23 protein-coding genes are annotated in these 24,441 nt (G+C 67.1%); 12 read left to right on the top strand and 11 right to left on the bottom strand.

Features of this window, described 5'->3' with window-relative positions; genetic code table 11:
* Positions 1–185: 185 nt before the first annotated feature.
* The 7 genes from CYFUS_RS46110 to CYFUS_RS46080 are packed head-to-tail and all read left to right on the top strand — an operon-like array spanning position 186 to position 5,448.
* The gene (locus CYFUS_RS46110) at positions 186–632 is read left to right on the top strand and encodes a PTS sugar transporter subunit IIA (protein ID WP_095991021.1); all 447 of its coding nucleotides are present in this window, start codon (positions 186–188) and stop codon (positions 630–632) included.
* 33 nt (positions 633–665) lie between these two features.
* A complete protein-coding gene (locus CYFUS_RS46105) occupies positions 666–1,151 on the top strand; it encodes a PTS system mannose/fructose/N-acetylgalactosamine-transporter subunit IIB (protein WP_095991020.1) in 486 nt (161 codons plus the stop codon).
* Positions 1,152–1,155: 4 nt separating this feature from the next.
* Complete coding sequence (locus CYFUS_RS46100; protein ID WP_095991019.1) at positions 1,156–1,872, top strand: PTS sugar transporter subunit IIC; 717 nt, start codon at positions 1,156–1,158, stop codon at positions 1,870–1,872.
* On the top strand, positions 1,869–2,636 hold the full coding sequence (locus CYFUS_RS54235; RefSeq protein ID WP_095991018.1) for a PTS system mannose/fructose/sorbose family transporter subunit IID: 768 nt from the start codon (positions 1,869–1,871) through the stop codon (positions 2,634–2,636). Before CYFUS_RS46100 ends, CYFUS_RS54235 begins: the two co-directional genes overlap by 4 nt.
* Positions 2,637–2,673: 37 nt before the next feature.
* Positions 2,674–2,952, top strand: coding sequence for an HPr family phosphocarrier protein (locus tag CYFUS_RS46090; RefSeq protein ID WP_002622468.1), 279 nt, complete (start codon positions 2,674–2,676; stop codon positions 2,950–2,952).
* A 45-nt stretch (positions 2,953–2,997) separates the two neighbouring features.
* Positions 2,998–4,761 (top strand): phosphoenolpyruvate--protein phosphotransferase, encoded by a 1,764-nt coding sequence (gene ptsP, locus CYFUS_RS46085; RefSeq protein WP_095991017.1) that lies wholly within the window; start codon positions 2,998–3,000, stop codon positions 4,759–4,761.
* A 6-nt stretch (positions 4,762–4,767) separates the two neighbouring features.
* On the top strand, positions 4,768–5,448 hold the full coding sequence (locus CYFUS_RS46080; protein ID WP_095991016.1) for a hypothetical protein: 681 nt from the start codon (positions 4,768–4,770) through the stop codon (positions 5,446–5,448).
* 21 nt (positions 5,449–5,469) lie between these two features.
* On the opposite strand, the gene CYFUS_RS46075 is transcribed toward CYFUS_RS46080, so the two are convergent.
* The 6 genes from CYFUS_RS46075 to CYFUS_RS46050 all read right to left on the bottom strand — a co-directional run bounded on the left by CYFUS_RS46075 (position 5,470) and on the right by CYFUS_RS46050 (position 11,672).
* Entirely contained in the window at positions 5,470–5,970 is a 501-nt protein-coding gene (locus tag CYFUS_RS46075) for an MgtC/SapB family protein (RefSeq protein ID WP_420042668.1), read from the bottom strand.
* 2 nt (positions 5,971–5,972) lie between these two features.
* Positions 5,973–6,569: an MXAN_6521/LA_1396 family lipoprotein gene (locus tag CYFUS_RS46070; RefSeq protein WP_095991015.1), complete on the bottom strand. Its 597-nt coding sequence runs from the start codon at positions 6,567–6,569 to the stop codon at positions 5,973–5,975.
* Between the two features lie 138 nt (positions 6,570–6,707).
* Positions 6,708–7,733 (bottom strand): inorganic phosphate transporter, encoded by a 1,026-nt coding sequence (locus CYFUS_RS46065; protein ID WP_095991014.1) that lies wholly within the window; start codon positions 7,731–7,733, stop codon positions 6,708–6,710.
* Position 7,734: 1 nt separating this feature from the next.
* Positions 7,735–8,361 (bottom strand): DUF47 domain-containing protein, encoded by a 627-nt coding sequence (locus CYFUS_RS46060; RefSeq protein ID WP_095991013.1) that lies wholly within the window; start codon positions 8,359–8,361, stop codon positions 7,735–7,737.
* 181 nt (positions 8,362–8,542) lie between these two features.
* Positions 8,543–10,069: a pyridoxal phosphate-dependent decarboxylase family protein gene (locus tag CYFUS_RS46055; RefSeq protein ID WP_095991012.1), complete on the bottom strand. Its 1,527-nt coding sequence runs from the start codon at positions 10,067–10,069 to the stop codon at positions 8,543–8,545.
* A 16-nt stretch (positions 10,070–10,085) separates the two neighbouring features.
* Entirely contained in the window at positions 10,086–11,672 is a 1,587-nt protein-coding gene (locus CYFUS_RS46050; RefSeq protein WP_095991011.1) for a xylulokinase, read from the bottom strand.
* A 155-nt stretch (positions 11,673–11,827) separates the two neighbouring features.
* Between CYFUS_RS46050 and CYFUS_RS46045 the strand changes: the two genes are divergently transcribed.
* Both CYFUS_RS46045 and CYFUS_RS46040 read left to right on the top strand, forming a co-directional pair.
* Positions 11,828–13,450: a sensor histidine kinase gene (locus tag CYFUS_RS46045; protein ID WP_157759046.1), complete on the top strand. Its 1,623-nt coding sequence runs from the start codon at positions 11,828–11,830 to the stop codon at positions 13,448–13,450.
* Positions 13,447–14,379: a response regulator gene (locus tag CYFUS_RS46040; RefSeq protein WP_095991009.1), complete on the top strand. Its 933-nt coding sequence runs from the start codon at positions 13,447–13,449 to the stop codon at positions 14,377–14,379. The genes CYFUS_RS46045 and CYFUS_RS46040 overlap by 4 nt, the downstream gene beginning before the upstream one ends.
* 133 nt (positions 14,380–14,512) lie before the next feature.
* Here CYFUS_RS46040 and CYFUS_RS46035 read toward each other — a convergent pair whose 3' ends face one another.
* The 4 genes from CYFUS_RS46035 to CYFUS_RS46015 form a co-directional block, all read right to left on the bottom strand.
* Positions 14,513–17,245 (bottom strand): PKD domain-containing protein, encoded by a 2,733-nt coding sequence (locus CYFUS_RS46035; RefSeq protein WP_157759045.1) that lies wholly within the window; start codon positions 17,243–17,245, stop codon positions 14,513–14,515.
* Positions 17,246–17,444: 199 nt separating this feature from the next.
* On the bottom strand, positions 17,445–18,284 hold the full coding sequence (locus CYFUS_RS46030; RefSeq protein ID WP_232537195.1) for an alpha/beta fold hydrolase: 840 nt from the start codon (positions 18,282–18,284) through the stop codon (positions 17,445–17,447).
* A gap of 163 nt (positions 18,285–18,447) precedes the next feature.
* On the bottom strand, positions 18,448–20,205 hold the full coding sequence (locus CYFUS_RS46025) for a hypothetical protein (RefSeq protein ID WP_095991007.1): 1,758 nt from the start codon (positions 20,203–20,205) through the stop codon (positions 18,448–18,450).
* Between the two features lie 478 nt (positions 20,206–20,683).
* On the bottom strand, positions 20,684–21,631 hold the full coding sequence (locus CYFUS_RS46015) for a DMT family transporter (RefSeq protein WP_095991006.1): 948 nt from the start codon (positions 21,629–21,631) through the stop codon (positions 20,684–20,686).
* A 70-nt stretch (positions 21,632–21,701) separates the two neighbouring features.
* Between CYFUS_RS46015 and CYFUS_RS46010 the strand changes: the two genes are divergently transcribed.
* Entirely contained in the window at positions 21,702–22,487 is a 786-nt protein-coding gene (locus tag CYFUS_RS46010) for an AraC family transcriptional regulator (RefSeq protein WP_095991005.1), read from the top strand.
* 169 nt (positions 22,488–22,656) lie between these two features.
* Positions 22,657–22,953 carry a hypothetical protein gene (locus tag CYFUS_RS46005; protein WP_095991004.1) on the top strand — a complete coding sequence of 99 codons (297 nt, stop codon included), beginning with the start codon at positions 22,657–22,659 and terminating at the stop codon, positions 22,951–22,953.
* Positions 22,954–23,026: 73 nt separating this feature from the next.
* On the opposite strand, the gene CYFUS_RS46000 is transcribed toward CYFUS_RS46005, so the two are convergent.
* Positions 23,027–23,695 (bottom strand): phosphoribosyltransferase, encoded by a 669-nt coding sequence (locus tag CYFUS_RS46000; protein ID WP_095991003.1) that lies wholly within the window; start codon positions 23,693–23,695, stop codon positions 23,027–23,029.
* 334 nt (positions 23,696–24,029) lie between these two features.
* On the opposite strand from CYFUS_RS46000, the gene CYFUS_RS45995 reads away from it, so the two are divergent.
* Positions 24,030–24,428, top strand: a complete 399-nt coding sequence (locus CYFUS_RS45995) for a four-helix bundle copper-binding protein (protein WP_095991002.1) — start codon at positions 24,030–24,032, stop codon at positions 24,426–24,428.
* Positions 24,429–24,441: the final 13 nt, after the last annotated feature.

Raw genomic sequence — 24,441 nt, 5'->3', positions numbered from 1 at the left:
GCGGGGCGTCGTCGAGAGTGAAATTTCGGGCGTGCCGTGCCGTTCGGCCTTAGTTTGATAGAAGGGTGACAAGGTGGGAGCAGGTAGGGAGTCGGGATTGGGCGGCAACGAAACTTTCGGTGGGGGTTGCGCGTCGTTCCGTTCAGGCGTAGTCAGGCAGCCCCGGGGGGCTGGTGGAGGTGATCATGGTCGGCCTCGTAGTGGCATCGCACGGACGTCTGGCGGACGAACTGGTGACGACCGCGGAGCAGATCGTGGGCAAGCTGCCCGCGGTGGCGACCTGCAACATCGAGCCGGGAACCTCTCTGGAGGATCTCCGGGCGAAGATGCGGCAGGCCGTGACGGAGTTGGACCAGGGCGATGGCGTCATCGTCATGGCCGACCTGTTCGGCGGTACGCCCTGTAAGGAATCGCTCATGATGTGTTCGGAGCGGTGTCAGGGGCGGCTGGAGGTGCTGGCGGGGGTGAACCTGCCCATGCTCCTCAAGGCCAACTCGCTCCGGTCCGAGGAGATGCCGCTGGCGGAGATGGCCGCCCAGCTCGCATCCTACGGGCAGCGCAACATCACCTGTGCGTCGGCCCTGTTGCGTGAGGCGCAGCAACGTCAGCAGCAGAGTGTACCGCGAACTTGACGTCCCTCCCCGGGTAGGCGATTCGAGACTGCCGTGATCTCCCTGGTCCGTGTCGACAACCGCCTCATCCATGGACAGGTCGTCGAGGCCTGGCTGCCGCACTTGAAGGTCTCGCGCGTCATCGTCGCGGATGACGAGGCCGCCGCCAGTCCGCTGGTGCGCGCGGCGATGGCCCTGGCGGTGCAGAGCGCCATCGAGGTGCAGATCCTCCCCTTGCAGCAGGTGGACTTCGCGGGGGCCTCGCGTGACGGCCTCAAGACGCTGCTGCTCCTGCGCGACGTGGCGGCGGTGCCCTTCGTCCAGACCCACGGGCTGAAGCTGGAGCACCTCAACCTGGGCAACGTGCACTTCGGCACGGGACGGCGCCAGGTGTCCCCGTCCGTCTTCCTGTCCGAGTCGGAGCTGCAGACGCTGCAGCGGCTGGGCCAGGACGGCGTGCGGGTGGAGGCACGGGCGGTGCCCACGGAGAAGCCCGTGGAGCTGCCGGAGCTGGTGGAGCGCTGGGGAAAGGCGGGGTGAGTCCGTGAGCGTGGGCTGGACCCAGGTGGCGCTCGCCGGCGTCTGGGGCGGCCTCGTCGCGGTGGAGCGCAAGGCCTTCCTCCAGGCCATGTTCTCCCGGCCCCTCGTGGCGGCCACCGCCATGGGCGTCCTGCTCGATGACGTGCCCTCGGGGCTCTTCGTGGGCCTGGTGCTGGAACTCTTCCACCTGGGCTCGGCCAACCTCGGCGCCTCGTTGCCGGACCATGACACCGTGTCGGCCACGGGCGCCTCGGCGTCGGCGGCGTGCATGGCGGCCGCCACGGGAGCCGGCTCCACCCCGGCCATCTGGTCGCTCTCCGTTCTTCTCTTCCTGGGCCTTGGCCGCCTGGGCCGCGAGGTGGATCGCTTCCTCGAGCGCTATGCGGCGCGGCTCGCCAAGAAAGCCCTCGCCTCGGCCGAGGCGGGCCAGCTCACCCGTGCCATGCGGCAGAACCTCTGGGGCATGTGGCCGCACTTCGTCCTCTTCGGCGCGATGACCAGCGTGTGCGCCCTGGTGGGCTTCCTGCTCGGACCGCTGCTGGAGCAACTGCCGCTGCGCGTGCTCCGGGGGCTCGCGTGGGCCTATCCCGCCATGGCCTCGGTGTCCGCGGCGATCGCCGCGCGGGGCAGCCATGCCAAGCGCGCCTCCTTCTTCGCGGGCCTGGGCGCGGGCGTCGTCACCCTGACCGCGTCCCTGCTGGCGCTCCGGGAGTGGCTGTGAGCACGCCGGCCCTCTCCTTGTCCTGGTGGGTGTTGCTGCGCGTCTTCATGCGCTCGCTCTTCCTGCAGGCCTCCTGGAATCCGCAGGGCATGCAGAACCTGGGGCTGGCCTACGCCGTCTACCCGGCGCTCGAGCGGCTCTACCCGGAGCAGCGGGACCTGGAGGCCGCGGTGCGCCGGCACCTCGTCTTCTTCAACACCCACCCGTACGTGGCGGCGGCCATCGTGGGGGGCGTGCTCCACCACGAGCAGCGCATCGCCCGGGGCGAGGAGACGCCGGACAAGGTGGTGGCCTTCAAGGCGGCGCTCATGGGTCCGCTGGCGGCGCTGGGGGACGGCTTCTTCTGGTTGTCGCTCAAACCTGCCACCGGAGCGGTGTGCGCGGCGCTGGTGCCGGTGCTGGCGGCGTGGGCGGCGGTGCTCTTCCTCGTGCTCTACAACCTGGTGCACTTCTGGCTCCGGGCCCGGCTGTACGTGCTGGGCCTGTCCATGGGGGACCGGCTGGTGGAGGCGGTGGCCCGGGCGAACCTGCCGGGCCGGGGGGCGAAGCTGCGGTCGGTGGGGGCGGCGTGCGCCGGGGGCCTGGCGGCCTGGCTGGCGGTGGACTTCGGGCTCAGCGCCGGGGGCCGCTTCGCCCCGTTGCTATCCATGGGCTGTCTGGCCCTGGGGGCGGTATCCTACGTCCTGGTGGCCCGGCGGGTCCCCGGCTACGTGGTGCTGTACCTCGCCGCGGGACTGGCCTGCGTGGCGGGTGCTTTCTTGTAGAAACTTCGGGCAAGACATCGAGCGAACAGGGACGGCAATGGCGAGCGTGGTCGAAGGGACATTCGAGATCATCAACGCCCTGGGGTTGCACGCGCGCGCCGCGGCGCAGCTGGTCCAGGTGGCCAACCGCTACAAGAGCGACGTGACGCTCGAGTGCGAGGGTCAGCGGGCCAATGCCAAATCCATCATGGGCGTGCTGATGTTGGCGGCGGCGCAGGGCATGCAGGTGACGGTGACGTGCAAAGGCGAGGACGCCCCGGCGTGCCTCCAGGACATCCAGAAGCTCATCGCCAACCGGTTTGGCGAGTCGCAGTGAACGCCTCCCGTGCCGCGGACGGTGGCCGCGGATGAAGAAGGAACCGTGAGCAGCCAGGCTTCTCCCACGTTGAGTCTCAAGGGCATCGGCGCCTCGCCGGGCGTGGCGGTGGGCCACGCGTACATCCTCGATCGCAAGCGCGTGCGCACCCCCAAGCTGCGCCTGGCCGAGGCCGAGGTGGACCCCGAGCGGATGCGGATGAAGACGGCGCTGGACCTGTCCGACCAGCAACTGTCCGACCTCAAGGAGCAGATCTCCCACTCGGAAGGGCCCGAGCACGCCCTCATCCTCGAGGCGCACCGGCTCATGCTCCACGATCCCATGTTCGTGGACGAGGTGAACCGGCTCATCGTGGAGGATCGCATCAACGCCGAGTGGGCGGTGCGGCGGGTGGCGCGCAAGCTCAAGCACCTCTTCGACAACATCCCGGACGAGTACTTCCGCGAGCGGCGCTCGGACGTGGAGTACGTGGCGGATCGCGTGGTGCGCAACCTGCTCGGCCAGGTGGTGGACGAGGAGGTGGCGGTGCCGGAGAACGCGGTGGTGGTGGCGCACGACCTGTCCCCGGCGGACGCGGCGCTGCTGGCGCGCTCGGGGCAGGTGGCCGGCTTCGTCACGGACCTGGGCGGACAGACGAGCCACACGGCCATCGTCGCGCGCGCCCGCTCCATCCCGGCGGTGCTCGGCGCGGGGCGCGCCAGCGAGCAGATCTCCCCCGGGGACCTGGTGGCGCTCGACGGCCAGCGTGGCGTCCTCCTGGTCAATCCCACCGAGGCCCAGCTCGCGCGCTTCCACGAGACGCGGCGCCGCTACCAGGAGAGCGAGGCGCGGGCCCTGGCGGCCAAGGATCTGCCGGCCCAGAGCACGGACGGCTTCCGCATCCGGCTGGTGGGCAACATCGAGTTCCCCGAGGAGCTGCCCTCGCTCCTGTCCCACGGCGCGGAGGGCATTGGCCTGTACCGCACCGAGTTCATGTTCCTCGACCGCAAGGAGGCCCCGAGCGAGGAGGAGCAGTACCGGGCGTACCGGCAGGTGCTGGAGGCGATGGAGGGCCGGCCCGTCACCATCCGCACGCTGGACCTGGGGGGGGACAAGGTGCCGGGCAAGGGCAAGCACGAGAAGGAGCCCAACCCGGCCATGGGGCTGCGCGCCATCCGCTACTGCCTGGCGAACCGGGAGCTGTTCCGGGTGCAGCTGCGCGCCCTGTTGCGCGCGAGCGTGCACGGCAACATGCGCCTCATGTTCCCGCTCATCAGCGGCATGAGCGAGCTGCGCGAGGCCCGGAGCGAGCTGGAGGCGTGCCGCACGGAGCTGGGGCGCGCGGGCGTTCCACTCGGCAAGCGCATCCCCATTGGCATCATGGTGGAGACGCCCAGCGCGGCGCTCATCGCCGACCGGCTCGCCCAGGAGGCGGACTTCTTCTCCGTGGGCACCAACGATCTCATCCAGTACTCCATGGCCATCGATCGGCAGAACCGGGACGTGGCCTACCTGTACAAGCCCCTGCACCTGTCGGTGCTGCGCTCGCTGCGCAACATCGTGGCGGCCGCCCGGGACGCGCGGATTCCGGTGGCCATGTGCGGAGAGATGGCGGGCGACTCCGTCTACGCGCTGGTGCTGCTGGCGCTGGGCTTCGACGAGCTGTCCATGACGGCGGGGCAGATTCCCACCGTGAAGAGCGTCCTGCGCCAGTCCAGCCGCGCCGAGGCCCAGAAGCTGCTGGACGAGGCCATGGAGTTGACCACCGCGGAGGAGATCGAGCGCTTCATCCGCATGGAGATGGACAAGCGTTTCGCCTCGGAGGGGTGAGCCGGCATGGACGGTGGGGGAAGGCGCGGCATCCTGGACGTCGCGGAGGTCTTCCGCCTCGCGGCGCGCGCGTCCACCCAGGCGGAGCTCGACGCGCTCGAGGTGCCGTTCACCGAGGAGCCGGACGCGGTGGCCTATGGGGAGCGTCTGCGCCTGCTGGAGAAGAATCCCCGCGCGGCCACGGACCTGCGCGGCCTCTCCTTCCAGCCCTCTTTCGTGAGGGATGGGCTCGTCCTCGCGTCGCAGTACGCCCCGCCGGTACGCATGTTCGTGCTCGGCGTGCTGGCCACGGGCCTGACGGACTTCCTCGACCACTTCGCGCTCATCGCCCACCGTGAGGGCACCGCGCCCCCGTCCGCGGAACTCGAGGCCGCGCGCGTGCTCCAGAAGCGCTTCTTCGCCTACTGCCTCGCCCAATGGACCGAGCTGGGGATGGAGTTCGACGAGGTCTTCCTGTCGATGAAGGAGGACGCCCTGGACCTGTTCTCCGCGGCCCAGGTGCGCGAGTGCCTCGATGGAGGGCCGGAGGCGATCCTCGGCTCGGAGCTGTTCACCGAGGAGGAGCGGGCGTTGTGGAAGGACGTCTTCGATGGCGCTCCCGGGGCGTGGACGCGGATGCGGCGGCACCTCGTCGACACGTACCAACTGCCCTTCCGGGCCCTTCCCACGTCGGCGGTCCGGCGCTGACGGACCTTGGTGCCAGGCGGCTCACGGGCGCTTGTCGTTGGGGGGTTCGTCCTCGGCCGGGAGGCGGTACTTCCTGCGCAGGTGGATGATGTGGCGCTCGACGAAGCGCAGGCCCACGAGCGTGATGAGCGCGAGCGCCACGGTGGTGCTGGCGGCCAGGGTGAAGCCCAGCCCACAGGCGAGCCCCACGGAGGCGGTCAGCCACAGGTTGGCCGCGGTGGTGAGGCCCTTGATCTGCGTCTCGTGGCGGATGATGGCTCCGCCGCCGAGGAAGCCGATGCCCACGACGATCTGACTGGCGATGCGGCTGATGTCGGCGCGCGCCTCGTGGGTGGTGTCGCTCACGAGCGGCAGGGCCACGAAGAGGCTGCTCAGGGTGAACAGACAGGAGCCCAGGCACACCAGGATGTGGGTGCGCAGTCCGGCCTGGTGCCCGCGCAGCTCGCGCTCCAGACCGAGCGTGGCGCCCAGTCCGAAGGCGAGCAGCAGCCGCAGGACGATCGTGGTGTCGTCCAGTCCCACGCCTACTCCCCGAGTTCGATCTTCTCGTTCGTGTCCTCATCGTTCAGGAGGGGATTGGGCAGGGTGTCGAGCGTGGCGCTGAGCAGGCGGAAGGAGGGCGCGACATAGGGGCCGGCCTCGGGGCCCAGCTCGCCCGCGTACTGCTCGGTGAGGGCCGCGTAGCGCTTGTCCTCGGAGTTCCAGCTCCCGGCGGCCTCGGCGGCCCAGGTCTCCCCCCCATCCGAGCAGCGCACCAACTGCGCCTTCACCCCGGCCTCCACGCCCTTGCCCACGAGCTTCACGCTCTCGGGCGCCAGCCAGAGCACGCCCTCGATGCCCTCGACGCACAGCTCCTTGAAGGAGGTGTCCTCGGGGGCGCCCGAGCGGGCGAAGTTGGCCTTCACGAGGAAGAGCCGGTTCTGGTTGACGTGGCGGCGGGCGATGAGGCTCCACAAATCGCCGAGCTGCTGCCGGTCGTCCGGCAGGGGCTGGACGACCACGGCGAGCCGCTTCACGCGCGTCTTGTCCGTGGTCTCGTAGTCCGGGCGGACGCGGCTGCTCTTCACGGTGGCGCAGCCAGCGAGCAGCGCGAGTCCCAGCACCAGCACGAGTCGATTCATCGTCGGTTTCCCTCTCCCAGGTTCCGTTCCCGCCAGTGGGAACGGAAGGCGCTTGGGTTCTACCTCACGCGCCCTGGCGGGGCGGAGGGAATGGGAGGGGGTTTCCACCCGGAGGCCGAGTGGATGACAGAAGGCGCCTCAGCGCACCACGAGCAGCACGCCCTTGGACACCGCGTAGACGATGACGGCCATGAGCGCCGAGGCGGGAATGGTGAACACCCACGCCCAGATGATGCGGCCGGCCACGCCCCACTTCACCGCGCGCCAGCCCCGGGTGGAGCCCACGCCCACGATGGCACCGGTGATGGTGTGGGTGGTGGACACCGGGATGCCGAGCTTGGCCAGGGCGATGATGGTGACGCCGCCGCCCGTCTCCGCCGCGAAGCCTCCGATGGGCGCGAGCTTGGTGAGGCTGTGGCCCATCGTCTTCACGATGCGCCAGCCGCCGAAGAACGTACCCATGGCGATCGCCGCGTGGCACGAGATGATCATCCACCAGTCGATGTGGAAGGGCCGGTCCTTCCAGATGGTGCCGAAGAGCACCACGGCGATGATGCCCATCACCTTCTGCGCGTCGTTGGTGCCGTGGCTGAAGGAGAAGATGGCCGACGACACGAGCTGCAGCCGCCGGAACCACGTGTCCACCTTGAGCGGCGTCTGCTTGTGCACCGTCCACGTGCTCGCCAGCATCATCAGCGTGCCGAGCACCATGCCGATGAGCGGCGAGAGCACGATGAAGCCGGCGATCTTCGCGATGCCCGCGCCCACCAGCCCCTGGTAGCCGAGCACCGGCAGCGTCGCGCCGATCATCCCGCCCGCGAGCGCATGCGACGAGGACGACGGCAGTCCCCACCACCACGTCAGCAGGTTCCAGGCGATGGCGCCCATGAGCGAGGAGAAGATGACGAGCAGCACGGCCTCGGAGCCCTCGGCGCGCAGCATGTCGAAGTTGATGATGCCCTTGCCCATGGTGTTGGCCACCTTCACCCCTCCGCCGAACGCGGCGACGAAGTTGAAGAAGGCCGCCCAGGCCACGGCCAGGTTGGGCGAGAGCACCCGGGTGCCCACCACGGTGGCGATGGAGTTGGCCGCGTCGTGAAAGCCGTTGATGAAGTCGAAGACGAGCGCGACCGCGACAATGAGGACGACGGCGGTGAGCAACATCTCAGGAGTGCTCCAGGACCACGCCCTCGATGACATTGCCCACGTCCTGGCACTTGTCCGTGGCCATCTCGATGAGATCGTAGATCTCCTTCCACTTGATGACCGTGAGGGGATCCACGCCGCTCTTGAACAGCCGCCCCAGGCCCGCGCGCAGCGCCTCGTCCGCCTGGGACTCCAGCTTCTTGATGTCCTTGACGCCCGCGAGGATCTGATCCGGCTGCTTGATGAGCCGCAGCGCCGCCACCACCTCGCGCACCTTCTCCGTGCACAGCACGAGCAGCCGCGCGAGCTCCGTGGCGTCCGGCAGGCTCGACTGGATCTCGTAGTACTGCAGCCGGGCCGCCGCCGCGTTCGTCAGGTCCAGCACGTCGTCGATGCGCGAGAGCAGCGAGTGGATCTGCCCGCGATCGAACGGGGTGATGAACTGCTGGTGCAGCCGGTTGAAGGCGGCATGGGTGACCTCGTCACCCTTGTGCTCCACGTCCTTGAGGGCCTTCACCCGGGCATCCACGTCCCGGTAGTCGCTCAGCAGGGCGTGCAGCATGCGCGCGCCCTCCACGGTGACGGCGCACTGCGCGTCGAAGTCGTCGAAGAACTCGTCCGACTTGGGCATCAGCTTCTCGAGCATCGTGCTTCTCCTGGGCGGACCTCGTCCCAACCGGCGGACCCCGTCCGTCACGGGGGCGTCACTACCTCACCTGGAGGCGAGCGCCAACACGAAGATGCGAGGGGTGTATGCACCCCTCATTGACGGCTCATGTCGCTTTGTTTCTTTGTTTCCAGGAGGGGACACACGCCCCCCTTCGCGATCAGACCTTGTAGATGAGATCCATGTATTTCTTGAGCAGGTCGCTCACGAGCCCCCGGAAGGGCACGGTGCCCGCCATGCCGTACACGGGCGCCATGGTTCCCTTCTCGTTCGGATTCGCGCGCACCTCCTCCACGGCGGCGCGCAGGTCCGCGAGGAAGCGCTCGGCCACGCCGGGCTGGGTGTGGCGCTGGGTCACACACAGGTGTACCGCGGGTGGCTTGTGCAGGCCGTTGAGGTTCCAGCCCTTCTCGCTCAGCCGCTCCATCACTTGATAGATGTTCAGGCTGTCCGAGCCGAAGGCGATGACGAAGAGCGGCTCGCCGAGCACGTGCAGGCCGGGGATGGCGCGGATGCCGCGCTTGATGACGTCCGCCGTCTCCAGGATGCGCCGGGTGGCCTCGCGGTAGCCCGCGTCGCCCGTGGACACGAGCGAGGCCCAGGCCGCCGCGATGAGCGCCCCCGGACGGCTGCCGGAGAAGGTGGGCGAGAAGTAGATGCCGCCGGACCACTCGGTGGAGGTGAAGTACTGGTGCGAGCGCAGCGCGGTGCCCCGGTAGAGCACCACGGACGTGCCCTTGGCCGCGTAGCCGAACTTGTGCGTGTCCGCGGAGATGGAGGTCACCCCCGGCAGGCGGAAGTCGAAGTCGGGCACGGGGTAGCCCAGCTCGCGCGCCCACGGCAGCACGAAGCCGCCCAGACACGCGTCGGTGTGGAAGCCGATGCCCCGCTCGCGCGCCAGCTCCGACAGCTCCTCGATGGGATCGATGACTCCGTGCGGGAACGAGGGCGCCGAGCCGATGACCATGACGGTGTTGCGGGAGAGCACCTTGCGCGTGGCCTGCACGTCGGCGCGATAGTCCGCGGCCACGGGCACGCGGATCATCTTCACGCCGAAGTAGTGCGCCGCCTTGTCGAAGGCGGGGTGCGCGCTCGCGGGCGCCACCATCTCCGGGTGCTCGATGCCCCGCTCGGCGCGCGCGTAATCCCGGTACGTCTTCGTGGCGAGCATGATGCTCTCCGTGCCACCGGAGGAGAGCGAGCCACAGATGTGCTCGTCCGGAGCCCTGCCCGCGTTGGCCGCTTCGGCGCCGAGCAGGTGGGCCGTCATGGCCACCACCTCGGCCTCGAACTTGGTGGCGCTGGGCCACAGGTCCACGTGCAGCGGGTTGCTCTGCGAGTTGAGGGCATACACGCGGTTGAGGAAGTCGATGTGCTCGGAGTCGCCGTGGTAGACGGCTCCCGACACGTAGCCCTCCTTCCAGCGGTCCTGCTCCCGGGCGTTCATCTGCTCCATCTCGCGCAGCACCTCCTCGCGGGGGCGGCCCTGCTCGGGAAGCCGGGTGTGGGTGGCCACCTGGCCGCGGTAGGGCTTCAGGCCCCCTTCCATCTCGGCCAGCATCGCGTCGGTCTCCTTCGCGAGCCGCTCGCGGACCATGGGGACACGTTGCAGGTAGCGCTCCGCCACGGAGATCCATCGGGGCGGGACGTGCTTCAGGAAGCGGTTTCCAAGCTCGGGCAGTTCCATGGGTGGAGTCCTCGGGTCACGCGCTGCGCTTGCGGTTGAGGCGCGCGAAGATGGCCTTGTTGTTCTTGTAGATGTTCAGGAATTCGTCGAACAGCTCGTCGTAGAGGGCCCGGTTGCGCGGGTTCGGCTCGAAGGTCTGCGCGATGGGCACCAGCGAGGGGATTTCGTCCACGCTCAGCCGCCCGAGCGCCACCGCCGCCTGGAAGGCCGCTCCCCGGGTGTTGGCGAGCACGGGCTCGTCCACCTGCTGAATGGTCCGGCCGAGCACGTCCGCGTGGATCTGACACCACAGCGGTGAGCGGGCGCCGCCTCCGATGATGCGCACGGGGTTCAGGGTGTGGCCGGCCGCCTTCTCCACGTAGGAGAAGAGCCAGCGCGAGTTGTAGGCCACGCCTTCCATCACGGCGCGCACGAAGTGTCCCCGGGTCGTCTTGAGGGACTGGTTGAGGAAACCGCCGCGCAGCGTGCTGTCGTCCACCGGGCTGCGCTCGCCGTTGAGCCAGGGCAGGAAGATGAGCTGATCACTCCCGGCGGGGATGCGCTCGGCCTCGCGGACGAGCATCGCGTAGCGCTCGGCGGAGTCCTGGGGGGCGCTCTCGGGGCCGAAGAGGATGTGATCCTTGAGGTAGGACAGGCAGATGCCGGCGGACTCCTGCTCGTTGGTGAGCAGGTAGCGGCCCGGGAGCGCCGAGGGGATGCTGCCCAACTGGTGGAAGATGTCGGTCTTCTTGGTGGGCACGTGGCAGCTCACCCAGGAGGACGTGCCGATGCACAGGTGGGCCTCGTGGTTGCGCACGGCGCCCGAGCCCACCGCGGCCGCGAGGATGTCCGGGGCGCCGGAGATGACCTGCACCGAGTCGCTCAGTCCCAGGGCCCGGGCGGCCTCGGGTTGGAGCGGCCCGAGCACGGTGGCGGCGGGGACGAGGTCGGGCAGCTTCTCGCGTTGCAGGCCCGTCATGCGCAGCAGGCCGTTGTCGTAGTCGATGTGCGCCAGGTCGCGGTTGTCCGTCACCCAGTGCAGGGTGATGGAGTCATGGGAGGACACCATGCGGCCACTCAGGCGCTGGTTGAGCCAGTCCTTGGGCTCGAGGAACTTGTAGGTGTCGCGGTAGAGCGTGGGGTGCTCGTTCTGGAGGTACAGGATGTGGCCGACCGGATCCTTGCCGGAGAGGGTGGGCGCGCCGCCACAGATGTGCAGCCAGGTGAGGGCCTTGCGCAGACTATAGCCCTCGACGGACACCAACCCCTGGGCGGCGCGCCGCACGTGTTCGCGTCCGCGCGAGTCCATCCAGAGCAGGGCGGGCCGCAGGGGCTTGCCGTGGGCGTCGACGGCGACGGTGCCGGACCACTGGGAGCTGACGTTGATGCCGACGATGTCGGAGGCCGGGACGGCGCCCGAGTCCAGCAGGCGCCGCGTGCCGCGGACGATGGCGGCCCACCAGGATTCGGGGTCCTGTTCGGCGCCGCCGTCGGGGAGGAGTTGGAGGTCGAGGGATTCCTCGGTGCCTCCGAGGATCTTCCCGCGCAGGGTGACGGCGGCCAGCTTCACGGCCGAGGTCCCGAGATCGATGGCCAGGATGGAGGCGTTACCGGAGGAGCTCACACGGGCAGTGTAGCGAGTCGGTGCTGGCTTGTGGAGAAGAGAGTGCCCTGCCGACCGTTGTGTAGTGGAAACAGGAGGGGGGTATGCCATCTTGCTCGGTGATTTACGATGCTTGAAAATGCCTATTGGCTGGGGAATTGGGTTGGGAGCAGCGGATGTCTTTCCTGGATACATTAAGCGACTATCTTCAGCAGGTTGGACAATCGGGCAAGGTCAGCGGGGATGCATCCCTGGTGGTGGGTATCGACCCTGCTTTTGCGCGCAATGCGCTTATTCGTTGCTTGGAGCGGTTGGAGGCTCAAGACAAGCCAACGGATGAGTTCGGTTATCCTCGGGATGATCCTGCATCGCTTTTCGACCGTTGGCAACATGCTGATGCGGTTGTGAAGTTTGCTAACCAGATGGCCCGGCTGCTTCGCGGGAGCATGGGTAATACTGCGTCAGACAAGGAAATCGATGCTTTGATCGAGGTTGCCATCGCCAGGCAGATCGGTGTGATGGATGCATTACCCAGCCGAATTCGAACGATGGAACTTGATCGGTTGGCAGATATCGCCAAGGGGTTCGCATTTTACACCACGTTGAGTGGGAAGATCGATAGTGCTACATATGCTGAGTCGATTAGAGCGACGAAGAAGCTTGTGTCAGGGAGTCCTCTAACTGCAATCGGGCGGGTTTTTCTCGAACTCAAAGGAAGTGATGCCATTCGTTGGCTGCTTCATGTGGAAGCTGCACAGTCTTTTGGTCCTTCTGATCCCTGGAGAGTCAGCCGTGAAACGGCAGCCCACCTTGTTCAACGGAGGGCATGGTCCTTCTGGGCTGATGATGAGAGTAACTCGGGCTTTCCTCATAACTGGGATACGATCAGAAGGTTGGCTGCCTTGGGGCTTGTTCGGATTGTTGAGGGCGAGCGTGGTTTGCGTACCGATCTTGAGGTTTTGCCTATAGGGCGTCAGTTGCTTTCTGAAATCTCAGAGGTAGGGGTGACGCCAATGTCTGTTCTGGCTGAATCCATCCTTGCGGATCTCACGCTCTCTGCAGCAAATAATGTTGCGGTGAGTTCTGGAAAGACGACAGCCAATATTGAGGCCACCGCTGTGGCGGAAGCTACCGTCCGGCAGTCACGTCTGGTCGCACATGAAATTCGCAACATGCTTGTCCCTGTCAAGACGGCCCTGGGGGCGTTCTACCGGGAGGTGCAGACTGCGGAGCATCCTGGGGACGTGGTCGCCCGGAGAAAAGAAGGCATCGACCGGGGCATTGATTCCGTTTTCCGCTTCATCGGTCAGTTGGTCGAACTCTCCCAGTTCGCGGCAACGCCGCCCGAGCCTTTCGACATGCTGGTGGCCCTTCGCGATGCCGTTTCGGTCATCGAGTCGGAGTCGGGACGCCGCATCGAGCAGGTTCTGCCGGCTCAGCTTCCTCCCGTATCGGGCCATCGTGCCCGTGTCGTGACGGCCATCGCCAACATCCTCCGGAACGCGACCCAGGCCGTGGCCACGGAGTCTCCGGTGATCCGCATCGAAGCCGAATCGATCGAGGGGGCGAGCGCGGTTCGACTCCTGGTCGAGGACAATGGGCCGGGCGTCCCCGAGCCCATGCGGAGGGCCATCTTCGACGAGGGCGTTTCCCTCCGAGGTGGAAGTGGCCTCGGGCTCGCGCTCGTGCGGGAGGTCTTCGAGAAGGAGATGCGGGGCCTGGTCGCCTGTGAGGCCTCTTCTCTGGGAGGAGCGCGATTCGTGGTAAGGGTTCCAACCACTGGGACGGAGCGGCCATGAACCCGACTGGACGAATTCTCATCGTCGATGACGAGCCCACATTCCTCGAGACCTACCGCCTCATCCTCTCCACCGAGGGGTACACGGTGGATGCGGCTGCGGACGGGCCCTCGGCGCTCGCGAAGTTGGAGCAGCCGGGCTGGGACCTGATCCTGCTCGATCGGAAGCTCCAGGGGCGGTATGGGCCTGATACCGGGCTCGACCTCATCCAGTCCATCTTGCAGCGCGCTCCGGACGTGAAGGTCATCCTCGTCACGGGCGTCGCCGATGAGGACTCGGTGAACCGCGCCTTCTCGGCGGGGGCGTACGACTACCTGGAGAAGAACGCCTACTTCGAGGCCATCCTCAAGGTGAAGGTCCGCCATGCCCTGGAAGCTCCACGCGAGCGGCGTATGGCCGCCCTGGCCAATGGGAAGCGGGAGGAGAAGATCCGCGAGTTGTGGAAGAGCGTCCTCACCGAGCGTGACTCCTCGATCAAGGGCGCCTTGCTCGAGGATCTGATGGCGTTGTTGTTCAAGTCCATTCCTGGCTTCGAGCGCACCCAGACGAACCGCAAGAGCCTGGACGAGCAGATCGACATCGTCATCCCGAATGAGTCCACCGCGCCGTTCTGGCAGCAGACCCACTCCCAGTACATCCTCGGGGAGTGCAAGAACTGGTCGAAGCCGGTGGAGCGCAGGGAACTGGATGTCTTCATCAAGGACATCGAGCGCCGCTTCGGCCGTTGCCGGCTCGGGTTCTTCATCTCCATTGGTGGATTCACCAAGGGCTTCGAGAGTGCCCTGGCGGCGGAACGTCGAGGAGATGTGCTCGTGGTGGCGCTCGACAAAGCCCGAGTCGATGAACTGGTTCAGGCACCCAACCGCGAAGCGAAGCTGAAGGAGTTCCACGATCGGGCCTTGATGGCCAGCACCACGGATTCTGTATAGGTCGCGGTACAAGGCCTCCTTCGTCACGGTCCGTGAGCAGAGAGGGTGTCAAAGAACTCGAGCGACACGACCCGGCGCTCCGGCCCCGTCCCCGGCGTCGTCACCTGAGCCCGACGCCGGGAGACGGTAAGGCTCAGGGCTTGAAGACGCCCGTGACCGCGGGCGCGTAGTGGCTCACCGGCGAGTCCTTGAAAGGATTGCTCGGGTCCACTCCCGGCCGCAGGTACGCCGTCACCTGGACGTAGTAGTGCCTGTCCGTCGCAAGCATCCCCGGAGGCAGGCGCAGCTGCGTCTCGGGCGTGTAGAGGGTCGCCATGCTCTGCCGCGAGACGGAGCCGTCCGCCATCACGGAGACCCGGTACAGGCGCAGCTGGTAGTAGGTCGGCGTGCCCAGGGCCGGCACCGTCCAGCTCAGCAGCGGCGTCGTCCCCACGCCCGTCAGATTCTCGGTGGCGACCAGGCCATTGAGCCGCAGCTCCCGGGCCGGCCCCAGCTTCGGGACGATCGTCGGATTCGAGCCGGGCACCAGCGGCTCCCGGGCGGCCGTGTACATGGGGTACGACGGCTGGGCGGTGCCCCCTTCGGGCAGCTCGATGGTGAAGGGGACCTCGGCGGTCACCTGGAAGAAGGAGAACAGGGGCCAGTGGCTCGGGTAGGGATTGCCGAACTCGAACACCGGCTGGATGTCGCCCCTGCCAGGGAGCATGGAGTACGCCGTGGCGACATCCGGTGCGGTCGTGTAACCCCCGTACCGGTCATAGGCCAGCAGCGTGCTGATGCCGAAGTTGTTGTCCCTCACCGTCGCGGCGGGGTGGCCGGCCTGCGCCAGGCTCTCGAACTCCGGAGCGCGAATGGTCAGGGACTGCGTGGTGGTGGGCAGCGGCGCCAGCTGCCCCCTCAGCAGGATGTTGCCCTGCGCCGTGTTCTCCGGGCCGGAGAACAGGATGCTCCGGCGCGCCTCCTGGACGTTGGCGCCCGTGCGCGGATCGGGGCGGCTCACCAGCTGGGTGACGAAGAGGTGGTCCTCGGTCTGGTCCAGCCAATACGCCGAGAGGCCACACTGCTCCGCGAACCAGCTGTAGGGCACAGCGCCCGAGAGGTCCGTCCCCCCCACGGCGGGCAGGGGGAAGACCGGCCCAATACAGCCGAACGTGGACAGGTAGCCGAGACCCGCGGTCTCCGAGTGGAACTGCAGGTCATCTCCGACCTGCCAGGGCGAGAACCCTTGCAGCTCCATCTCGAGGTTGGCCTCCGGCGGCCCGACCACCCGGACCTGACGATGGCCCAGCTCGACCTGGTCGAGCTCCAGGCTCCGCCCGCGGGTCCAGATGTAGCTGTTCGCGTAGCGCAGGAGGTAGGGAGACCCCTCCGTCACCTCGGGGATGACGAAGGTGCCGTGCGCGTGGCCGGTGCCGGCACGCCAGCTATAGGAGAGCCCATCGGACGTGGGCACCCAGGCCCCGAGCGCGACGTTGGTCAGGCCGAACGGAGAGGGGAGGACGGAGCCATCGGCCTGGACGCGGAGGGCATTGCGCATACCGGTCACCATCGCCGGAGTGCACTCCGAGTTCGGGGCTGGAGCGAGGGAGAAGAGCTGGCTGGCCGAGGAGCCGGCCGCGTCCTGGACGGTGACGGTGACGGTCACCGGCCCGCTGAGGCAGGCGGGTGCCCGCCAGTCGATCTCGCTCGAGGTGGCCGTCTGACGGGGAGTCCAGGGGAAGTCACCCTGGCTCGCCGACCAGGAGAAGCTCAGCGCCGTGCCCTCTGGATCGTGCGCGGTGACGCCCAGGGCCACCTTCGCGCCCCCCGAGGCCCCCGGGACGCTCTGCCAGCTCGCATCGATCTTCGGCGCGACATCCGGAGGGGGCGTGGTGCCCGCGTGGAGGATGAGGGTGCCCGAGTGCTGGCCGCCCCGCCCATCCGTGGCCGTCAGCCTGAAGGAGCAACGCCCGTTGCCCGGCAGGGCCGTCAGGGTGAAGGTGGGGCTGGCCCGCGTCGCGTCGTCGAAGCTCCCCGTGCAGGAGGACTCCCAGGAGAAGAGCGGGACGTCCCCGTCGGCGTCCGTGACGGTGGCCATCAGCCGCGCGCTCCCGCCGGGCAGCAGCACGGACGGGACGCCATTCATCGCGGTGATGGAGGGCCAGGTGTTGAAGCTGGCGTTCACCGTGGCGCTCCCCGTGGAGCCGGGCAGCAGCACGCCGATGTCGACGCTCAGGGTGGCGCTCGCGCCGCGCGAGTCCACCACCTCGAGCTGGATGCGCTGCGAGCCCTCGGTGGAGGGAGCCGTCCAGGTGGTCACCGCCGAGCCGGTGGCGCTGAAGGTGCCCGCGGTGGCGCTCCAGCTGTAGCTCAGGGTGTCCCCGGGGTTGGCGTCATGCGCGGAGGCCGTCAGCGTCACACTGCCGCCCGGCTCCACCGGGTTGGTGGAGACCACCAGGGAGTCGATCCGCGGCGCCTCGTTCTCGAAGGGCACCTGCGGCTCCACCTGCTGCAACAGGATGGCCACACTCGCCGTCTTGCCCGGCTCGATGGAGAGGGGGCCCGCCTCGCCCCGGTAGAGCAGCTTCGCGGCCGCGTCGTAGGCGCTGGCCCGGAAGAGCCGCCCCGTCCCCGCCGGGATGCCGGAGATCGTCCCCGTCCACGTGCCGCCGACCTGGACGAGCTCGGTCAACAGGGGCGCGGGGATGCCCGGCCCGGAGAGCTCGACCTGGACACGGGCCACGTCCGCGGCCGAGAGCGCCTGCGGAACCATGACCGTCAACTGAGCGCTCGCGCTGCGCGAGTCGCCACCACAGGCCACGAGCAGGCCCATGCTCAGCAGGGCCACCGCCAACGCGGCGCGCCTGCTCCTATTCCAATGAAACATGTGGGTGAATCCCCCTCTACGGGATGACTCCCGCGCATCCGGCCGCGCACGGGAACGCTACCTTGTTTACGCCGTGAGGAGAGCGCGTCGCAAGAGCACCCGCGGCAGGCGGCCCTACTGCTCGCCCAGGCCTCCCTGCAGACGTGGTGACGACGGCCCCGACGGCGCGGTGGGGAGACTCGAGCGCGGGTTGCAGCAGCTAAGCCAGCTCACGCAAGAACGACGCGACCACTTCTCCCAGGCGCTCGGGTTGTTCAAACGGAAGGCCGTGGGAGGCGCCCTGTACCTGTTCGATTCGCACGCGTGGGTTGAGGCTCCGCAGTTCCGTTGCCATCTCGAGCGTGACGACGGGGCTGCTGTCCCCAATGACGAGGAGGAGCGGGACGTCAATCGCGCTCACCACGTCGCGATACTCGGGGTTGGGCGGCGTGAGAACGTCGAAGGCGCCCATGCGGGTTTTCAGTCTCGCCTCGGCAAGAAGCTCGACGATCTCGGGCGAGCGACGCGGGTGTCGGGCTCGGGCCTGTGCAACGAGGTCGGACTTGTGTGAGCCGAGAGCCCGGCGGTGTTGATCGGCGACGTCGCTGTCGCGCACCTCGCGTTGGCGCTCGGGGCTCAAGAACGTCGGGTCGACCAGGATGAGGCCGCGGATGCCCCCCGCCCCTCGACTCGCCACCACCGCGGCGGTCATTCCGCCCATCGAGTGGCCAAGCAGAACCGGACGAGAGAGCTCCAGGCCGCGGATGAGGCCCACGACGTCGCTCGCGTGATCGTCGTACCGGTAGCCGTGGTGCGGCGCGCTCGAACCGCCGTGCCCTCTGGCGTCTGGCATGACGACGTCGAATTCACCTTCGAGCACGCGCGCCAAGGGAGTCCAGCAGGCGCCGTTCCCGGTCAATCCATGGAGCAGAACGACGGGAGGGTTGGCGCCTCCGGTTCGGAGGTAGTGGATGTTGATGCCGTTCGTTTCGCGGACTCCACTCATCCAGGTCGTCATGGAACTGTTCCAGCCTGCCGCGGCTTCGTCGGTGAAGTTCAATAGTACCTCGCGCCAGCCCACCCGGGAGCGGGAGATTCCCTCTCTTCATTCCCAACTGAGCCGCTCCAGCACATGAACTCCTTCGAAACGGAGCTGCGGCTCCCTCGCCGTCTTCAGCTCCGTCCTGACCGCGGGCCCAGGCTCCCCCCGAGTCGAGAAACGCTCAGCGCTTCTGCTGCCACAGTGCGAGTTGTTCTTCGCGAATCGTGCTCTTCTTCAGCAGACCGACTTCCTTGAAGATCTCTCGGAGCAACGCGACGTTGTCGTTCACCGAGCTTGGATACGCACTTGCAAACGTCCGCTTGTTGCGTGGAAGGTCGACACGCTGCTCCAGATCGGTCTTCTGCTTCTTGAACTCGCGCGCGCCGGTGAACTCACGAGCCCATTTTCCCGTCCGCATGCTCTCGTCGAACGTGCTGGGCCAGCGCTTCTGCTCGCTGTCGGAGACCTTCTTGAGAGATCTGTACGTGAGCTCGACCGTCGCGCACCAGGGGCACGTCTCTTTCGGCTTGAGGCCAAGGGCGCCCGGGTCGTCCGCCCCTTCGTAGGGACAGCAGAGGTGGACATCCTGGCCATCCACGAAGAAGGAGCTGATCCACGCCAGCGCTGCCGGCTCCGCGCAGTTGAAGCTGTGCCAGCGGGTAACACCCGGTGTTGGTTCGGCCAGGGACCCCGTCTGCTCGACATCCCTGTTCGTCATGGTGGCGAAGCTCAATCCCAGGTAGGAGAGCATGGCCTGGCGGCTGGGGAGCCGCAAGGACAGGAGTTCTCTCACACGGTAGTTGATCGCGAGATTGTTCGCGCGCACCATGATATCGTCGTAGTACTGATTGAATTCCACATCCTTCGAGCTGGGATTCCTGGTCTGATCGAATGGATTCTCGCCGAACCGTTGGACTTCCGGCTTCTCTTCGGCGGTGGGAATCGTGCTCGTGTACTTGTAGGCCCTGTAGGGAGGCAGCGCGCACGCGCCGAGCATCGCATCCACGAATCTTTCCTCCTTCCCATTGGGTGAACCTCCCGACATTCCCATGACAGGAACGAGCACACGCTTGTTATTGGTGGCGCACTTCGCGATCACCCAGGAAATGCACACGCATCCGCTGATGTCCGATGCGACATCACTTTTGTAGCGCATGCCGGAGTAGGACGTCCCCAAGACCTGATATTTCATCATCAGCGCATCCGCTGCGCACGCCAACTCCTCGGGGGTCTTGAACTCGTTGCTTTCGAGCGAGATCCAATCTCCACGGGGAAACACTGCGGCGGGCGGAATATAACTCGGTGCAACGATGAACCCAGCCCCGCGCAAGTACCGCCGCAGCCCCTCGAAATAATCATTACCGCAAAGCTTCTTTATCTCCGCCTTCAGCTTGACAGCCTGGTCCTGTAGAGCGACACCCTTCTTTATCTTGGTTTCGAGCCTATCAAGGTTCGTCCACTTCGCCCGCGACGGTTTCCAGGTCTCCTTGATGAGCGTTCGCTGCTCCTTGAGGCGGTCGATGGTGTGCTGGGCGGGGGGGAAGGTCTTGCTCAGCGTCTCGAGGTGGGTGAACACTTTCTGGTTGTCGGCGAGATGTTTCTCGGCGGATTCGTGCGCCTTGCAGACATTGCTCAACCAGCGCTTCTCCAGAGTGAGGATCTCCTCGACCAGGGGACCGAGTTCCCTCTTCAGCCGGAGGCGATGCGCGGCGATCTTCTCCTCATCCTTCTGCGGATCCTTCGAGTCAAGAAGGCCTTCGACGACCCCCTCCAACGCTGGACCAGACTGGAGATTCACGGAGGACAAATGCTGTCTATAGGCCGCGAGGCGTGTCACGAACTCCTTCGAGGCACTCCCTTGCGTCTGCGTTGGCTCCTTCAGTTTGATCTTGTCGACATTGGCATTCGTCTTTTCATCATACAAATCATTGGGCTGCATCAGAATGACCTTTCCGCCAGCGGCTGGGAAACACCAGCTTCTTCCGATTCGTCAGGCTCCTCGTGTCCCGTCCCACGAGATGGAGCCGTCGCGGGGGTCCTGGGTGCCGATCGCGCTCGGGTCGCTCCGCTCGGAGCATCCGTGGCAGCGAGGAACTTGTCCTGATCCGGTCCATTCAGGACTCCACGAAGGTGTCTCCACCGGCCTGGAGCGTCCGATGTCATCGGCCACGGGCCGGTGGAGCAGTGAATCATCCTATCGTAATCAGAAAGCACTGAAATTCAACAGTACCTCTTGAATCGTGCTCCGGCCATGGCCTCTGGTGGTGCGGCAGGGGGCCGCAGAACCAGAAAGGTCCTGCGCGCTATGTCACCTCGGTCCACGAGCACGTCCCGTTGATGGGCTCCTCGGCGTACTGCGCGGCCAAGGGCGGGCTCGGGCTGCTCACCAAGGTCATGGCCGCCGAGCTGGGACAGCATCAAATATGGGACGAATGGGGGACCCGTGGAGGAGGCGGGCCCGGGCGCAGCAGGCCCGGCGCGCTGACGACGAGAATCCCCGTCAGGACCAGCACGGCGCCCACGGCGAAGGAGGCGTCCGCCCGCTCGTGCAGCACCAGCACGCCCGCGCTGACGCCGAACAGGGGCGTCATGAACGAGAACACCGACAGACTGGAGGCGAGGTAGCGCCGCAGGAGCCAGAACCAGACGAGATAGCTGGCGAAGCACACCACGATGCCCTGGAAGAGCAGACTCGCCCACGCCACGCCGGTGAGCGACACCGGGCCCGCCTGACCCGTGAGGAGGGCCACGGGCAGCAGGAGCGCGAAGCCGCCCACCAGTTGGTAGAGCAGCGTCTGGGTGGGACGCGCCTCGGAAAGCGCCGAGACGCGCACCACCACGGTGGTCGCGCCCCATGCGAGGCCCGCGAGCAGGCCCAGTGCGTCACCCCCCAGCACTTCCAGGCTGACCCCTCCCCGGAGCCATCCGCCGCCGAAGGCCAGCAGGATGCCGGCGAACGCCACCCCCATGCCGGCCCACTGCGAGCTCCGCAGCCGCTCGGAGGGCACGAGCCAGTGCAGGCCCAGCGCGGCGAACACGGGCGCGGTGTAGAGGAAGACGGCCATGTGCGAGGCGTGGGTGTGGCGCAGGCCCTCGCCGACGAAGAGGAACTCCGCGGCGAACAAGGCGCCCGCCAGGAGCCCGGGGCGCCAGGTTCCGTCCCGCGAGGACAATCGCTCGCCACGCACCCAGCACAGCAGGCCCACGAGCAGCGCGCTGATGCCCGAGCGCAGGGCCATCTGCATCAACGGGGGAACGTGGGGCGCGGCCAGTTTGACGGCCACTTGCTGCATGCCCCAGATGGAGCACAGCAGGAGCATGGTCGCGAGCGCGAAGCCATCCGCGGGTTTGCGAGGGGAACTCATCCCTCCATATTGCGGATGGCGGGCCTGATTCATATAGCGAGAGTCCGACAATCCATGCCGAGAAGCCGCCATGGCGAAGCAGCTCCAGGTCCCCTTCACCACGAAGCTCCCGTACCCCGTCTATTTCCGCACGGCCAACCTGACCGAGGAGGCCTCGTACCCCCGGCACCGTCATCCCTGGGGCGAGTTCGTCTATGCCTTCAGCGGGGTGATGGAGCTCAAGCTCGCCGACAGCCACTACCTGGCGCCGCCGCAGTACGGAATCTGGCTACCACCCGACGTGGAGCACATCGGCATGAATCGCCACGAGGCGAGCCACTGCTCGCTCTACCTCTCCCGGGAGCGTTGCCGTGCCCTGCCGAAGACGACGTGCGCGCTCGCGGTCAGCCCGTTGATCAAGTCGCTCCTCGAGCACCTGCGCGAGCGCGGGGTGGACCATCCCCGCACGAGTGGTGACCGCCGGCTCCTCCAGGTGCTCATCGACCAGCTCGCCCTGGCCCCGACCCAGGGCAGCTACCTGCCCACCTCCGACGATCCGCTGCTGCGCCAGGTGCTGACGGCCCTGGAGGAGAATCCGGCGGATGGGCGCTCCCTGGCGCAGTGGGCGCGCCAGGTGCACACGACGGAGCGCACACTCGAGCGCCGCTGCCAGCAGCACCTGGGCCTGTCCTTCACGGACTGGCGCCAGCGGCTGCGCGTCGTCAAGGCGCTGGCGATGCTGGAGACGGGCCGCTCGGTGGAGGCCATCGCGCTCGACCTGGGCTACAGCAGTGCTTCCTCCTTCATCGCGATGTTCCGGAGGATGACGGGCACCACGCCGGACAAGGTGCGCGGCCAGGGCTTCACGGCTTCCTGACGAGTCGTCTGCGCTGCGCGGTGCTGACGCGGGGCTCACCTGAAGTGGTCGACCGAGAATCGGTCGTGGTCGCGCACATGTGGAGCTACTGCGGGAGCTCCTGGTCCGGCTCGAGGCAGTGTGGCAGAACACCGCGGATGAAGCAGTGGGAAAGGAGCGGCAGTAACGGATGAGCTTACTTTGGCTCGGCCTGGGCGTGTTCGCGCAAATCGCGTTCGCGGGGTTCCAGGCCATGTTGGTGATCTTCTCCGCTGGGGGCATCAGCAATCGGCGGGGGCTTACTCCGTTCCAGGATTGGTTTTTCGTCCAGTGCATGTGGTTGCTGCCGGCGATCTCCCTGGGCACGGCCGGACTCTTGATCTACTTCCACGTCACCCGCTCGCCGTACTTCTCACACGCCTGGCACCTGCTGCCGGTGACCTGCTTCGGGCTCTACCTCGGCTACGCAATGTGGCTGGGCCGCTGACCCGGGCCGGCGGCCAGCCGGCACCAATGCTGCTCGAGGTCCAGGTGGTCCAGAGGACAGCATTGCCCTGAGCTCAGGGCGCTTCCAGCCCCAAACCAGCACCCTGCTCCGCGCGTGCGAGCAATTCATGCACCTCCTCATCGGAGGTCTGCGCGAAATCCTCGTAGAAGTACCCCACGGCATGGAAGCGTTCGGGCGAGAGGACGCAGACCACCTCGTCGGCTTCGTTCTGGAACGCGGCGCACGTCTTCGGCGCTCCCACGGGAACCCCCACCACCAGGCACGCCGGCTCCTGCTCACGCAGGGCCAGGACGGCGGCCCGCATGGTGGAGCCGGTCGCCAGCCCGTCATCCACGAGGATGACCGTGCGGCCTTGGATTCGCGGCGGAGGTCTGACTCCCCGGAAGAGCCGCTCCCTCCGGACCAACTCCCGCTCCTCTCGTTCGATGGTGCGCGCGACGTCCTCGTCCGAGATGCCCAGCCTGCGCACGGTGTCCTCGTTGAGGACGCGGACGCCGCCGGTGGCGATGGCCCCCATCGCGAACTCCTCGTGACCAGGCACCCCGAGCTTGCGTACCACGAACACGTCCAGGGAAGCGCCCAGTGCCCGCGCCACCTCGAAGCCGACGGGAACGCCACCCCGCGGCAGCGCGAGCACGAGGGTGTTGCTCCGGCCGGCATACACTCCGAGGTGCTCACCGAGCACACGGCCTGCCTCGAAGCGATCTTGAAAACGTTCCATGGAGAGTCCTTTCCCGGAGGGGCCGGGGATCGCCCGCAATCTGCGCATCGGGACGGTGTCAGGGTCCGAGACAGCTCGCGCTCCCGGGCTTGTCGCCCTGCCTCCAGATGGGAGGAGAGGGGCCTCCTGCTTCGGCCGCTCGAACGCCAGGCCAGTGCGCGGGTGGCAGGCGTGGGAGCATTCGGTTCCAGCGTCCTCCGCCGCTTGCCTTCCAGGCCCTCCGCGCGGTGCCCAGATTGAGCCGTGGACCCGGACCGCACCGCGAGGGCGCGGTTCCTCTCGCGACGGGGTGCGACCGGGGTTCCATTCCTCCCGTCCATGAAGGAGTCCAGCGATGGCTCGAGTGGAGACGCAGAAGTCCTCGGTTCAGCCCTTCCTGCCGCAAGGCGGCATTCAGCTCTCCGAGGAAATGAAAGGCTGTATCAGCAATTGCATGTCATGCTCGGCCGTGTGCCTGCAAACGGTGACGTACTGCCTCCAGCAGGGCGGCAAGCACGCGGCGTCCGACCACATCCGGCTCCTCCAGGATTGTGTGCAGATCTGCAAGACGAGCGCGGACTTCATGCTGCGGGGCTCGCCCCTGCACACGCTCACCTGTGGTGTCTGTTCCGAGGTCTGTGAGCGGTGCGCGGTCGAGTGCGAGAAGATGGGCGAGGACGCGATCATGAAGGACTGCGCCGAGGCGTGCCGCCGCTGCTGGGAGTCCTGTCGCAAGATGATCGCGATGGCGTAGGGCCTGGGGAACA

Source organism: Cystobacter fuscus, from assembly GCF_002305875.1.
GTDB classification, from domain to species: Bacteria; Myxococcota; Myxococcia; order Myxococcales; family Myxococcaceae; genus Cystobacter; species Cystobacter fuscus_A.
The sequence above is the reverse complement of the archived record's forward strand: the minus strand, read 5'-3'. Positions and strand labels throughout refer to the sequence as shown.